Below are 12,583 nucleotides of genomic sequence, written 5' to 3' on the forward strand. Positions count from 1 at the left end.
ACCCGTCTGGATTGAAGTTTAGGGATCGCATCCGAAAAAGACGAGTCCTTTGTGGATCGAGCGGAGTGCGCATGGAACGGCCCGAGATCCCGGCAGGCCTGCCGGACGACATCGAAGACAAGAAGGCGGCGGCGCGCGCATGGTTCGAGGAACTGCGCGACCGCATCTGCGCCGGCTTCGAGAAGATCGAGGACGACCTGACGGGGCCGCAGTCCTCCTGGTCGCCGGGTCGCTTCGAGCGCACGCCCTGGCTGCGCAAGGAGGGCGAAGGCGGCGGCGGGGTGATGTCGATGATGTACGGCCGCGTCTTCGAGAAGGTCGGCGTCCACACCTCCACCGTCCACGGCGAGTTCTCGCCCGAGTTCCGCAAGCAGATTCCCGGCGCCGAGGACGATCCGCGCTTCTGGGCCTCCGGCATCTCGCTGATCGCGCATCCGCACAATCCGAACGTGCCGGCCGTGCACATGAACACGCGCATGGTCGTGACCTCGCGGCAGTGGTTCGGCGGCGGCGCCGACCTGACGCCGGTGCTGGACCGGCGCAGAACGCAGGAGGACGCCGATTCGGTCGCCTTCCACCGCGCGATGCAGTTCGTCTGCGACCGGCACGCGGCGGTCGCGGACTACGGGCGCTACAAGGCGTGGTGCGACGAGTATTTCTTCCTGCCCCACCGCAACGAGCCGCGCGGCATCGGCGGCATCTTCTACGACTGGCTGCATTCGGACGAGGACAAGGGCGGCTGGGCAGCCGACTTCGCCTTCACGCAGGATGTCGGCCGAACCTTCCTCGTCGTCTATGACCACATCCTGCGCAGGAACTTTAATCTCAACTGGACCGACGCCGACCGCGAGGAGCAGTTGATCCGGCGCGGGCGCTATGTCGAGTTCAACCTGCTCTACGATCGCGGCACGACCTTCGGGCTCAGGACCGGCGGCAATGTCGACTCGATCCTGTCGAGCATGCCGCCCGAGGTGAAGTGGCCATGAGACGTCTTGCCTTTGCCCTTTTGCTGATCGTCGTATGGTCCGTCGACAGTCACTCGCAGAGCTCGTCCGAGATCGACGCGACAATAGCGGCGAGCGTCAAGGCGCTAAACCGCGCAGCGCCTATAGAGCGAGGAGACTGGATTTTCACCCGAGCAAGCTACGATCGCGCGCGGCGAGCGGTCACCTATCACATCAAGGATAAGACCGCTGTGCTCGCCGAGATATCAGTGAAGCGGTACCGCTCCCTGGTGCCGGGTGTGCTCAGGAAGGATGCATGCAGCAAGGTCACAGCCTTCAAGAAGACCGGCGTCACGGTCGTGTATGTCGTCTCCGACAGAAACGGCCGATTCATAACCAACACGACCATTAAGACTGCAAAGTGCTAGGCACTGGCTACAATCCTGCGTCGTTGTCTTGACCTGTAGCAATTCGTTTAGCCTGCGCATCGGCGTGACGACATCCGTGTGCGTCGCATAGCCGCTGCGCAGGTCGCCCCATTCCCTCCACAAAGCGTTGAATCCGCTGGCGAATATGGCAGCGCCGCCGCGCCGGATTTTCTTTTTCGTCTAATGGCGCGGCCGTCTGGCGGGTCTATTTTCCACGCCGTGGCCGGGAAACGCCGGCGGCTCCCCAAAGCCGCGACACGACGCGACCTGACGGCCATGTCCTGCAGAGCCGCCCCGCGAAGGGCGGCCGATTTTCAGGAGTAACCGACATGCGCAACCATCTCATTCCCGTTACGGCTGCCGCCCTCGTCGCGGTGTCCTCGTTCGCCTTCGCCGCCACGCAGCATCACGCGACCGGCAGCGTGAAGACCTACGACAGCAAGGCGATGACGCTCTCGCTCGACGACGGCTCGAGCTACACACTGCCGAAGGGCTTCAAGGATCCGGGCCTGAAGACCGGCGAGAAGGTGAACGTGGCGTGGCAGCAGAACGGAACCATGAAGATGGTCGACAAGGTCACGATCGAGAAGTGACCCAAGGCGGCGGCGGGGCCTCGCGCTCCGCCGCCTCGGCCGCCCCTTACTCCCGCACCAACGAGCGCAGCTGGCCGGCGGGCAGATCGGCGATCTGGGACAGGTTCATCGTCTCGAGTTCGGGATGGGCCGAAGGATCGCGCAGCCAGTCGGCGCAGGCCGCCGCGCAATCGGCGAAGGAGCGCGACACGCCGACGCGGCCGGCGAGATCGGATATCAGGCTCGTCAAAAACTTCAGCATGGCAGCCTCCGTTCAAGTTTCATGATGCGATCATGCGGCCGAAACGCCGCTTTCTCAATGGAGAATGCCTCGCCGATGATATAGAAAAACTGCATGAACCGTCTGCAGCGATTCCATATCAACGGCCTCAAGGCACTCGAATCGGTCGGGCGGCTGGGTTCGCTCCAGGCCGCGGCCGACGAGCTCGGCGTGACGCCAGGCGCCGTCAGCCAGCACCTGATCCGCGCCGAGAAGCAATTGGGCCGCGTCGTCTTCACCCGTACGCCGAAGGGCCTGCTGCCGACGGCGCTCGGCGCCCGCCTCCTGCCGCGTCTCACCGCGGCGTTCCGCACGCTGGACGACGCGCTCGCCGTCGCCGAGGAGGATCGCGAGCGCGCGCTGACCGTGTCGGTGGCGCCGGTGCTCGCCTCGAAATGGCTGGTGCCGCGCCTGCCGCGCTTCCGGGCGGCGCATCCCGACATCCGCATCCGCATCGACGCCACGACCGAGATCGTCGACCTCGATTCGTCGGACATCGACCTCGCACTGAGGGTCGGCCGCGGCGGCTGGCCGAACGTGCGCCTGCGCCGGATGCTGCCGATGGAGGTCTTTCCCGTCTGCGCGCCGGCGCTCGCGCAGACGCTGCTGTCGCCGGAGGACCTGCGCCGTGCGCCGATCGTGCTCGATTCCGGCTCGCGCGGCATCTGGGACCATTGGCTGGCGCCTTACGGGATGAAGGAGGCGGACCTCGGCCCGGCCGACCACTTCACCGACGCCTCGCTGTGCGCCGACGCCGCGATCGGCGGCCAGGGCGTCATGCTCGGCTGGCACACGCTGGCGGTCGACGCGATCCGGGCCGGGCTTCTCGTCGCCCCCTTTGCTCGCGCGGTCGACATCGGCACCGGCTATTTCGCCGTCACCTCGCCCACCCGGCCGGAGACCAGGCAGATGAAGGCATTTCTCGCCTGGGTCGAGGAAGAAATGGCCGCGACGGCGCGCGAGTTCGGCAGAGCGCCGGCGGCGAAAAGGGCCTGAAGCGTGGCGCGGCTTAGAGCGGAACGTACAAGCTCTTGCCGCATTTCCGGCTATACTCGCCGCCCATAACAAGGAAGGGAGAAACGCAATGAAGGAATTCCACTGCGGTTCACTCGTGCCGGGATGCGAATGGCATACGCGTCATGAGGAAGAAGCCGAGATCATGCGCCGCGCGGTTCAGCACATGCGCGAGACCCACGGCGAAACCGTCATCCGCGAATCGATGATCGACGCGATCCGCTCACGCATCGAGAAAGTGCGCCACGCGGCCTGACGATTGCACTGGCCGGAATATACTTAACAGTTCATCTGCCTGCGGCCATGCCGGCCGCAGGTAATTGCGTGCGAATTCAAGACGTTCCGTAACTTCAAAATAACTCCTGTCTGTCATTCTGCGACGAACAACAGGCGTCCAGCCTTTCGTACGCGCCGGAGAGACAGGCATGTTCAAGCGGTTCCTCGGGGCCCGGGGTGGTAACTTTGCGACCGTCACGGCCGTGGCCTCCCTGCCCCTGATCCTTGCGGCCGGCGTCGCGGTCGACTACACGCGCTATCTCTCGGCCGAAAAGCACCTGCAGGATGTCGCCGACGCCGCGGCGCTGGCGATCGCCGCCTCCGATGAGGAGGACGAGACCAAGCTGCGGACGCTCGCCGACAGTTTCATCAGCGGCAACTATTCCGACAGCCGGATCCACGAGCTCTCGGTCGCCAGCCTGGACCTCGGCGAGGACCAGGTCGACCTCGCCGTCCAGGGCCGCCTGCCCACCACCTTCATGGGCATTGTCCACTACGACTGGCTCGACGTCAGGGCCTCCTCCCTCGCCGTCCGCGCCGTGACCGGCAGCGTCGAGCTGGCGCTGGTGCTCGATAATACGGAGTCGATGACTTACGATAACAAGATCGGCACACTGAAGATCGCAGCGTCCAACCTTGCAACCGAGCTGTACCGGAACAAGGACGCAGATGTCCGCATCGCTCTGGTGCCTTATGCCGAGCAGATCAATATCGGAACGAACAACCGTACTGCGTCCTGGCTTTCGGTTCCTCCCAACTACTCGAAGACGACGACCACCAGCAAGGAGGGATACTGGCACCAGCCAATGAAGAACACCGACCAGTGCAAGACGTGGAAGGAAGCAGGCAGCCGACTGGTCGAGAAGGACGGCATCTGGGTCACGGAAACTTGGGACCGCAGTTGCACGGCGTATGTTCAGGTACCCAAACGGTGATCCGGTATGGATACCGCCGAAGACCACCACGACGACCACAAACTATAAATGGTACGGTTGTATCGGCGCACGGGTCAACAACGGCAAGCTGGTGCTTAACGACGAGTCGCCGAACATCAAGTATCCGGGCTACGTCTGGACCAGTCAGAAGTGCCTGACCGAAATCGTGCCGCTGACGTCGGACGAGAAGAAAATCCAGACAGCCATCACCGGCATGATCACGTCCCGCAGCGGATATATCCCTCAGACCTTCATCCCGAACGGCATGATGTGGGGCATAAATGTCCTGTCATCTTCAGAGCCGTATTCCGAAGGTCTCACTTACGATCCTGGCAACCAACGCCCTCGCAAGGTGATCATACTGATGACCGACGGCCTTAATACACGACGGATCAACCTAACCGGAACACTGAACACGAACTATCTCGATGGCGGCGCGCTGATAGGCGACACCAACAGCGCGAATGCTGCACAGCGGGTGCAGACCAACACCGACACCACAACGCTTTGCAACTACGCCAAGACAAATAACATCGAGATATTCACTGTGGCCTTCAAGGTCGACGACGGCGCGGCGAAGACGATGCTGCAGGGCTGCGCAACCGACGCCGAGCATTATTACGACGCCACCGACTCGGCCGCGCTTCTCGCCGCCTTTTCCGGCATCGCCCGCTCGCTCAGCCAGGTGCGCCTGGCGCGGTAATGCGCGATAGCAGCTCTTCCCGCGTCAGCTTAAAGCTTGAGGCGGTCCAGTCCGCCTCGAGCCGGCGCAGCAGGTCGCCCATCGCCGGCCCGGGGGCGATGCCGAGCGCCTGAAGGTCCTTTCCGGCGATCGGAAAGACGGGCCGCTTCCAAGCCGCGGCGAATTTCAGCAGGCGGCCGTAGCCACCCGCCTCGATCATGTGCTTGTCGCTCGTGCCGGCATAGGCGCGGGCCGAGGCCAGCGCCAGCATCAGTCGGTCGCGATAAGCCTGCAGGTCACCGCCATAGAGCAGCCTGGCAAAGACCGCCTCCGCCATGTCGTGTGCCGGCAGCGGCGCCGAGGCCCAGGCCACCAGCCGGTCGCGCTCGCCGTTGGAGAGCTTGAGACGCTCCGCCAGCTCGACCGCCCGCGCCGCGTCAGGCGGGACAATCGCTTCGAGACGGAGCAGCGGATCGGGCGGCCAGCCGAGATCGCGCTCGGCCGCGACGAGCCCGTGGATGGCGTCGATGCCCCATTTCTCGCTTTCCGGAATGGCGAGGCTCAGCACGCCTGCCTGCCGCATCCACAGAAGGGCGCGCGACGGATCGGCGGCGCCGAGCAGCTTCTTCAGCTCCGCCCAGATGCGCTCGACCGAGAGGCGGGTCATCCCCTCCTTCAGCCGCGCGCAGGCCTTCAATCCCGCTGCATCTGGCCGCCCGCCGCCATATTGGGCGAAGAAGCGGAAGAAGCGCAGGATGCGCAGATAGTCTTCCCTGATACGGGTCTCGGCGTCGCCGATGAAGCGGATGGTGCGCGTCTCGAGGTCCGCCAGCCCGCCGACGAGGTCGATAACCGTGCCGTCCGCCTCCGCATAGAGCGCATTGACGGTGAAGTCGCGCCGCTCGGCGTCGGCCTTCCAGTCACGGCCGTAGGAGACGGTCGCATGCCGCCCGTCGGTCGCGATGTCGGCACGCAGCGTGGTGACCTCGTGCGGCCTGCCGTCGGCGAGCACCGTCACCGTGCCGTGCTCGATGCCCGTGGCAAAGGTGCGGAAGCCGGCGGCCTGCGCACGGCGCACCGTCTCGTCGGGCAGGGTCGTGGTCGCGATGTCGATGTCGGTGACGGCCTCGCCCAGAAGCGTGTTGCGCACCGCGCCGCCCACCACGCGCGCCTGTTCGCCGCCCTCCGACAGGACGGCCAGCAGCTTCTGCAACGAAGGCTCGGCCAGCCAGGCGGCCGAGGCGACGGAGGCGCCGCTCATGCGTAGAGCCTGTCGTGCACCGCGCGGATGATGCCCGCCGTCACGCCCCAGATGTGCCGGCCGTCATAGGGCATGGTGTAGAAATACCGCTCGATATTGTTCCAGATCCGGCTGTCGGTGTGGTGGTTCGCCGCGTCCATCAGGAAGCGCAGCGGCACCTCGAACGTGTCGTCCACCTCGTCGGGATTGATCGTCAGCGTGAAGCCCGGCCGCACCACCGACAGGACCGGCGTGATGCGGAAGCCGCTGCCGCTGTAGTAGTCGGACAGCCTGCCGACGATCTCGATGAACTCCCCCTTGAGCCCGATCTCCTCGTCGGCCTCACGCATGGCGGCGGCCTCGACCGACGCGTCGCCGGGGTCGACACGGCCGCCGGGAAAGGCGATCTGGCCCGGATGGCTCTTCAGTTTCTCCGTGCGCTTGGTGAGCAGCATGGTTGCGCCCTCCGGCCGGTCGACGACCGGGACCAGCACGGCCGCCGGCCGCAGCCCGTCGCGGACGATGTCCTTGCGCGAGGCGGGGTTGAGCCTGTGGTCGCCGTTGACCTCGTCGCCCGGGCCGGGCGCGGCGCGCTGCAGGGCACGCGCCCGGAAATCCGCCGCCGAATAGGGGTTCACCGTGCGCTGGTCCATCATTCCCCGCTGAACCGTTCCAGCTGGTCGACGGGCATGACGGGAAACGCCACGCCCTTCGAGCGCACGGCGAACATCGCCTGACCGTCGATCTCGACCTCCTCGCCGATCTCCGCCAGCTCGTACATCACCGGCCGCGCCACGAGGGCCTCCAGCCGGCCGCGCACGTGAAGATAGGGCTTGAGCCCGCCGGTGCCGTCCTCGTCGACGAAGCGCAGCGGATGGTCTGGGCCGGCCTCTACCACGTCGCCGACATTGGTGCGGAAGGTGAGGACCTGCGCCTCGCCCTGCCCCGATACGTCCACCTCCACCGCCACGAAGGGCGCGTCGACGACCCGGATGCCGACCCTCTCGACCGGCGTGACGAGATAGGTCCTGCCGTCCTCGTCCTTGCGCAGCACGGTCGAGAACAGCTGGACGAGCGGCATGCGGCCTATCGGCGTGCCGAGATAGAACCAGGTGCCGTCGGCGCGGATTTCCATGTCGAGATCGCCGCAAAACGGTGGATTCCAGCGCTCGACCGGCGGCAGGCCCTTGCCCGCCCGCGCAGCGCGGGAGATGAGTGCGGTGAGGCCCGCCGTATCGCGCGCGCCGGCAAGCGTGTCCTGTGGGCTGGTCTGGCTGTCCTGCTGCATGGTCACGAAATAGTCACTGTTGTTCCGCTTGTCAGCCTAGGTCAGTGATTTAAGTTCATCTTGCAGCGCAGCGAAACATGCGAGTCGACCGACCGCCTCTTGCGACGAACGCTGGCAAGGACGAACGCCTGCCCGGGCCGCGTCTCGAAATGCCGCGGCCGGGGCACTCTTCCAGAGGATCGAGACGCATGAGCGTGATGACAAGGGAAGCCGGGATCAGCGAAAAGGAGATGGTCGCCGCGGCCGAAAAGGCCCTGGACGACATCTCGAAGGTCCGCGCCGGCGTCGGCAAGGTCATCTTCGGCCAGGAAAGCGTGGTCGAGCGGACGCTGGTCGCCCTGCTCGCCGGCGGCCACGCTCTGCTGGTCGGCGTGCCGGGCCTCGCCAAGACCAAGCTGGTCGAGACGCTGGGCGTGGTGCTCGGCCTCGATTCGAGCCGCATCCAGTTCACGCCCGACCTGATGCCGTCCGACATCCTCGGCTCCGAGGTGATGGAGCAGGACGAGCACGGCAAGCGCGGCTTCCGCTTCATCCCCGGCCCGATCTTCGCCCAGCTTTTGATGGCCGACGAGATCAACCGCGCCAGCCCCCGCACCCAGTCGGCGCTCTTGCAGTCGATGCAGGAATACCACGTCACCGTCGCCGGCCAGCGGCACGACCTGCCCGCACCGTTCCACGTGCTGGCGACCCAGAACCCGCTGGAGCAGGAAGGCACCTATCCGCTGCCGGAAGCCCAGCTCGACCGCTTCCTGATGCAGGTCGACATCCTCTATCCCGAGCTCGACGCCGAGCGCCGCATCCTTCTGGAGACGACCGGCGTCAGCGAGGCGAAGGCCGAGAACGTGCTCGACGCCGAGCGGCTGCGCACCATCCAGCTGCTGATCCGCCGCATGCCGGTGCCCGAGAGCGTGGTGGAGGCGATCCTGACCCTCGTGCGCTCGGCGCGCCCCGGCAGCGGCAACGAGGACACCGACAAGCACGTCGCGTGGGGTCCCGGCCCGCGCGCCAGCCAGGCGCTGACGCTGTGCGCCCGCGCCCGCGCGCTCTACGAAGGCCGCCTCGCCCCATCGGTGGACGACGTGCATGCGCTGGCCGAACCCGTGCTGCAGCACCGCATGGCGCTGACCTTCTCGGCGCGCGCGGAAGGCATGCATGTGCGCGACGTCATCGCGCAGCTGGTGAAAGCGGCAGGCTGATGGCCGCATCGATCGGCGAAGCCGTCACACCGGTCGGGACCAGCGATGCGCTGGCGCGCGCCCGGCTGCGGGCCTCGCTCGTGCCCGACCTGCTGGTCGAGGCGCGCCGCGTCGTCAATACGGTCATCGCCGGCTGGCACGGCCGCCGCCGCCGCGGCATCGGCGAGAACTTCTGGCAGTTCCGGCCCTATGTCGAAGGCGATTCCTCGCGCATCGACTGGCGCCGCTCCGCCCGCGACGAGCACATCTATGTCCGCGACAAGGAGTGGGAAGCCGCCCATACGGTGTGGCTGTGGGCCGACCCGTCGCCCTCGATGCTCTACAAGTCGACCTACGCGACCGTGTCTAAGGAATCGCGCGCGCTGGTGCTGATCCTGGCGCTGGCGGAGCTTCTGTCGCGCAGCGGCGAGCGCATCGGCTGGCCGGGCCTGACCGACGCGTTTTCGGCCCGCAACGGCGCCGAGCGGCTCGCCTCGCACCTGGCGCATGCCTCAAGGCTTGAGGCGCGGCCGGACGTCTCCTCGATCCGCCGCTTCTCCGACATCGTCATCGCCAGCGACTTCCTCGACCCGGTCGAGGAGACGATGGAATGGCTGGACGTGCTCGCCCGCCACGGCGTGCGCGCGCATCTGATCGAGGTTTCGGACCCGGCCGAGGAAACCTTCCCCTATTCCGGCCGCACCGAGTTCCGCGATCCCGAGACCGGCCTGAAGCTGACCGCCGGCCGCGCCGAGACGCTGGCCGAGGACTACCGGCTGGTCTACCAGGCCCGCCGCGACCAGCTTTCCGCCTGGGCCAAGCGGCTGGGCTGGAGCTACACGGTGAACCACACCGACCGGCTCGCCTCCGAATCCCTCGTCAGGGTCCATGCCGCAATGACGGTCGACGGCGGCTACGCCTCCGGAGGCCGCGCATGAGCTGGCTGCCGCTCTCCTTCGGCTTCCCGGCGGTGCTGGCCGGGCTGGTCGCCCTGCCGGTGATATGGTGGCTTCTGCGGCTGACCCCGCCCAAGCCGCGCAGCGAGCTGTTCCCGCCGCTGAAGATCCTGGCGCGTGTGATGCGCAAGGAGGAGACGCCGCACCAGAGCCCGTGGTGGCTGACGCTGCTCAGGCTGATCATGGCGGCACTGGTGATCTTCGCGCTGGCCGAACCGGTGTTCAACCCGCAGGAGCGCGCCGAGACCGGGTCCGGCCCGGTCGCCGTCGTGGTGGACAACGGCTGGGCGAGCGCGCTCGGCTGGGACCTGCGGGTGGCAACCGCGCAGCGCCTGATCGCCGACGCCAACGATGCCGGCCAGCCCGTGGTGCTCGCCTTCACGGCCGAGCCGGCGGCGACCGAGATCGGCCCGTTCGAGGCGCGCGCCGCGATGGAGCGGCTGGCAGTCGCCAAGCCCCGTCCCGTGCCGGTCGATAGGCCGGGCACCTATGCCCGCGTCGCGACCGCGCTGGAAGGTGCGGAGAACGTCACCATCGCGATCCTCTCCGACGGCCTGCGCGCCGAGGGCGACGAAACCGCCTTCGACGCCATCCTGTCGCGCGGCGCCTCCCGCCTCGTCTGGGCCGAGCCGTCGAACCTGCCGAAAGCGGCGCTGACCGCGGTCGAGAACACCGCCACCGCCTTCACGGTCACAGCGGTGCGGCCGTCGTCCGACATCGCGCCGCTGCAACTCGCGGCCGGCGCCTATGATGACCGCGGCCGCCGCATCGCCGACACGGTGCTGAGCTTCGCGCCGGGCGAAAGTGCAACGACCGCGGACGTCGCCGTGCCGTTCGAGCTGCGCAACGACTTCGCCTCGGTGTCGATCGACGGCGAGGCGCAGGCCGGCGCGATCCGCGTGCTGGACGAGAATTCGAAGCGCCGCCGCGTCGGACTGCTGTCGCAGTCGGAGGCGGACCAGGCGCAGCCGCTCCTGTCGCCGCTCTACTACATCCGCCGGGCGCTCGAACCCTATGCGGACCTGGTCGAATCGCAGACGCCGGACCTTGCCGTCGCCGTGCCGGAACTGCTGGCGCAGAAGCCGGCGATGGTGGTGATGGCCGATGTCGGCACCTTGCCGGACGCTGCGCGCGAGGCGCTGGTCGAATGGGTGCAGGGCGGCGGCACGCTGGTGCGCTTCGCCGGCTCGCGGCTGGCAGCGGCGGAGCCGGACGAGGACCTTCTGCCCGTCAGGCTGCGCGCCGGCGAGCGCGCGCTGGGCGGCGCGTTGTCCTGGACCGAGCCGCAGCCGGTCAGCGACTTCCCGGCGACCGGTCCCTTCGCTGGCCTGACGCCGCCGCAGGACGTGTCCGTGTCGCGCCAGGTGCTGGCCGAGCCGAGCCCCGACATCGTCGATCACACCTGGGCGAACCTCGCCGACGGCACGCCGCTCGTCACTGGTGCCCAGCGCGGCGAAGGCACGGTCGTGCTCTTCCACGTCACGCCCGAGGCCACCTGGTCCAACCTGCCGATCTCCGGCTCCTTCGTCGAGATGCTGCGACGGGTCGTGCAGCTCTCGCGCAACCAGGGCCAGGTCGAGACCGCCAACGGCGCGCCGGCGACCTCTCTGCCGCCCTATCGCGTCATCGGCGCCGACGGCGCGCTGACGACGCCCGATCCCGAGGCGCGTCCCCTTCAGCCGGGGGCCCTGCCGAAGATCACGGTCGAGAACCCACCCGGCCTCTACGGCTCGGAGGAAGGCGTCGTGGCGCTGAACCTCCTGCCGGCGAAAGCGACGCTCGATCCGATCGCGCGCCCGTCGACCACCCTCCCCGTCGGCACGGTGAGCTACGCGCTGGACGAATCCCGCGACCTCAAGGGCCCGCTGATCGCGGCGGCGCTTGCGCTGATGGCGCTCGACACGCTGGCGGTGATGTGGATCGGCGGCGTGTTCGCCCGCCGCCGCGCCTCCCCCATGCGCGCCACGGCGGCGCTGCTGGCGCTCGCGCTGGTGCTCGGGGGCACCTATGACGGCCGCGCGCAGGACGAGAAGCCCGGCGACGCCGAAGCCATCGCCTCGATCTCGCGCACGCGGCTCGCCTATGTGCTGACCGGGGATCCGGCGATCGACGCCGTCTCGCGCGCTGGCATGGAGGGGCTGCGCCGCTTCCTGACCGAGAAGACGGCACTGGAGCCCGGCGAGCCCGCCGGCGTCGACATCGCCGCGGACGAATTGTCCTTCTATCCGCTGATCTACTGGCCCGTGGACCCTGCTACCGCCATGCCGACCGAGGCCGCGATCGCCCGCGTCGACGCATACATGCAGCAGGGCGGCACGGTGCTGTTCGACACCCGCGACCAGTTCGAGACGAGCCTCGACCTCGCCTCCTCGACGAGTGCCGCCACCCAGCGCCTGCGCGACATCCTCGGCAATCTCAACGTGCCGGCGCTGGAGCCGGTGCCGGAAGACCACGTGCTGACCAAGTCGTTCTTCATCATGAAGGACTTTCCCGGCCGCTATGCCGGCAGCCCGCTCTGGGTCGAGGTCAGCACACCGGCGCAGCCAGGCGAGGACCGGCCCGTGCGGGTCGGCGACGGCGTGTCGCCGATCATGATCACCGCCAATGACTTCGCCGGTGCCTGGGCCGTGGACGAGACCGGCCAGCCGCTGCTGCCCACCGTTCCCTCCGACCCGATGCAGCGGGTCTATGCGCTGCGCGGCGGCGTGAACATCATGATGTACATGCTGACCGGCAACTACAAATCCGACCAGGTGCACGTGCCGATCCTGCTCGAGAGGCTGGGGCAGTGAG

General features: G+C 67.4%; 14 protein-coding genes. 10 read left to right on the forward strand and 4 right to left on the reverse strand.

Going from position 1 to position 12,583, the window contains the following annotated elements; genetic code table 11:
* Positions 1 to 71: 71 nt before the first annotated feature.
* The 3 genes from hemF to LRS09_RS01855 all read left to right on the forward strand — a co-directional run bounded on the left by hemF (position 72) and on the right by LRS09_RS01855 (position 1,965).
* Positions 72 to 986 (forward strand): oxygen-dependent coproporphyrinogen oxidase, encoded by a 915-nt coding sequence (gene hemF / locus LRS09_RS01845; protein WP_257803896.1) that lies wholly within the window; start codon positions 72 to 74, stop codon positions 984 to 986.
* A complete protein-coding gene (locus tag LRS09_RS01850) occupies positions 983 to 1,372 on the forward strand; it encodes a hypothetical protein (protein WP_257803898.1) in 390 nt (129 codons plus the stop codon). The genes hemF and LRS09_RS01850 overlap by 4 nt, the downstream gene beginning before the upstream one ends.
* Positions 1,373 to 1,701: 329 nt before the next feature.
* A complete protein-coding gene (locus LRS09_RS01855) occupies positions 1,702 to 1,965 on the forward strand; it encodes a DUF1344 domain-containing protein (protein ID WP_257803899.1) in 264 nt (87 codons plus the stop codon).
* A gap of 46 nt (positions 1,966 to 2,011) precedes the next feature.
* Here LRS09_RS01855 and LRS09_RS01860 read toward each other — a convergent pair whose 3' ends face one another.
* Positions 2,012 to 2,206 carry a hypothetical protein gene (locus LRS09_RS01860; RefSeq protein ID WP_257803900.1) on the reverse strand — a complete coding sequence of 65 codons (195 nt, stop codon included), beginning with the start codon at positions 2,204 to 2,206 and terminating at the stop codon, positions 2,012 to 2,014.
* 93 nt (positions 2,207 to 2,299) lie between these two features.
* Between LRS09_RS01860 and LRS09_RS01865 the strand changes: the two genes are divergently transcribed.
* The 4 genes from LRS09_RS01865 (at position 2,300) to LRS09_RS01880 (ending at position 5,152) form a co-directional block, all read left to right on the forward strand.
* Positions 2,300 to 3,220, forward strand: coding sequence for a LysR substrate-binding domain-containing protein (locus tag LRS09_RS01865; RefSeq protein ID WP_257803902.1), 921 nt, complete (start codon positions 2,300 to 2,302; stop codon positions 3,218 to 3,220).
* Positions 3,221 to 3,308: 88 nt separating this feature from the next.
* Entirely contained in the window at positions 3,309 to 3,494 is a 186-nt protein-coding gene (locus tag LRS09_RS01870) for a DUF1059 domain-containing protein (protein WP_257803903.1), read from the forward strand.
* Between the two features lie 169 nt (positions 3,495 to 3,663).
* The gene (locus tag LRS09_RS01875) at positions 3,664 to 4,449 is read left to right on the forward strand and encodes a TadE/TadG family type IV pilus assembly protein (protein WP_257803904.1); all 786 of its coding nucleotides are present in this window, start codon (positions 3,664 to 3,666) and stop codon (positions 4,447 to 4,449) included.
* The gene (locus LRS09_RS01880; protein WP_257803905.1) at positions 4,427 to 5,152 is read left to right on the forward strand and encodes a VWA domain-containing protein; all 726 of its coding nucleotides are present in this window, start codon (positions 4,427 to 4,429) and stop codon (positions 5,150 to 5,152) included. The genes LRS09_RS01875 and LRS09_RS01880 overlap by 23 nt, the downstream gene beginning before the upstream one ends.
* Here the strand turns inward: LRS09_RS01880 and LRS09_RS01885 are convergent.
* The 3 genes from LRS09_RS01885 to LRS09_RS01895 are packed head-to-tail and all read right to left on the reverse strand — an operon-like array spanning position 5,127 to position 7,659.
* Complete coding sequence (locus tag LRS09_RS01885; RefSeq protein ID WP_257803906.1) at positions 5,127 to 6,392, reverse strand: CCA tRNA nucleotidyltransferase; 1,266 nt, start codon at positions 6,390 to 6,392, stop codon at positions 5,127 to 5,129. The two genes, LRS09_RS01880 and LRS09_RS01885, sit on opposite strands and share 26 nt — an antisense overlap.
* Positions 6,389 to 7,024 carry a CoA pyrophosphatase gene (locus tag LRS09_RS01890; RefSeq protein ID WP_257803907.1) on the reverse strand — a complete coding sequence of 212 codons (636 nt, stop codon included), beginning with the start codon at positions 7,022 to 7,024 and terminating at the stop codon, positions 6,389 to 6,391. The genes LRS09_RS01885 and LRS09_RS01890 overlap by 4 nt, the downstream gene beginning before the upstream one ends.
* The gene (locus LRS09_RS01895; RefSeq protein WP_257810102.1) at positions 7,024 to 7,659 is read right to left on the reverse strand and encodes a DUF1285 domain-containing protein; all 636 of its coding nucleotides are present in this window, start codon (positions 7,657 to 7,659) and stop codon (positions 7,024 to 7,026) included. Before LRS09_RS01895 ends, LRS09_RS01890 begins: the two co-directional genes overlap by 1 nt.
* A gap of 188 nt (positions 7,660 to 7,847) precedes the next feature.
* Between LRS09_RS01895 and LRS09_RS01900 the strand changes: the two genes are divergently transcribed.
* The 3 genes from LRS09_RS01900 to LRS09_RS01910 are packed head-to-tail and all read left to right on the forward strand — an operon-like array spanning position 7,848 to position 12,582.
* Positions 7,848 to 8,855 (forward strand): MoxR family ATPase, encoded by a 1,008-nt coding sequence (locus LRS09_RS01900; protein ID WP_257803908.1) that lies wholly within the window; start codon positions 7,848 to 7,850, stop codon positions 8,853 to 8,855.
* Entirely contained in the window at positions 8,855 to 9,772 is a 918-nt protein-coding gene (locus tag LRS09_RS01905; RefSeq protein ID WP_257803909.1) for a DUF58 domain-containing protein, read from the forward strand. Before LRS09_RS01900 ends, LRS09_RS01905 begins: the two co-directional genes overlap by 1 nt.
* Positions 9,769 to 12,582 (forward strand): DUF4159 domain-containing protein, encoded by a 2,814-nt coding sequence (locus tag LRS09_RS01910; protein WP_257803910.1) that lies wholly within the window; start codon positions 9,769 to 9,771, stop codon positions 12,580 to 12,582. Before LRS09_RS01905 ends, LRS09_RS01910 begins: the two co-directional genes overlap by 4 nt.
* Position 12,583: the final 1 nt, after the last annotated feature.

This window comes from Mesorhizobium sp. J428, assembly GCF_024699925.1.
Taxonomy (GTDB): domain Bacteria; phylum Pseudomonadota; class Alphaproteobacteria; order Rhizobiales; family Rhizobiaceae; genus Mesorhizobium_A.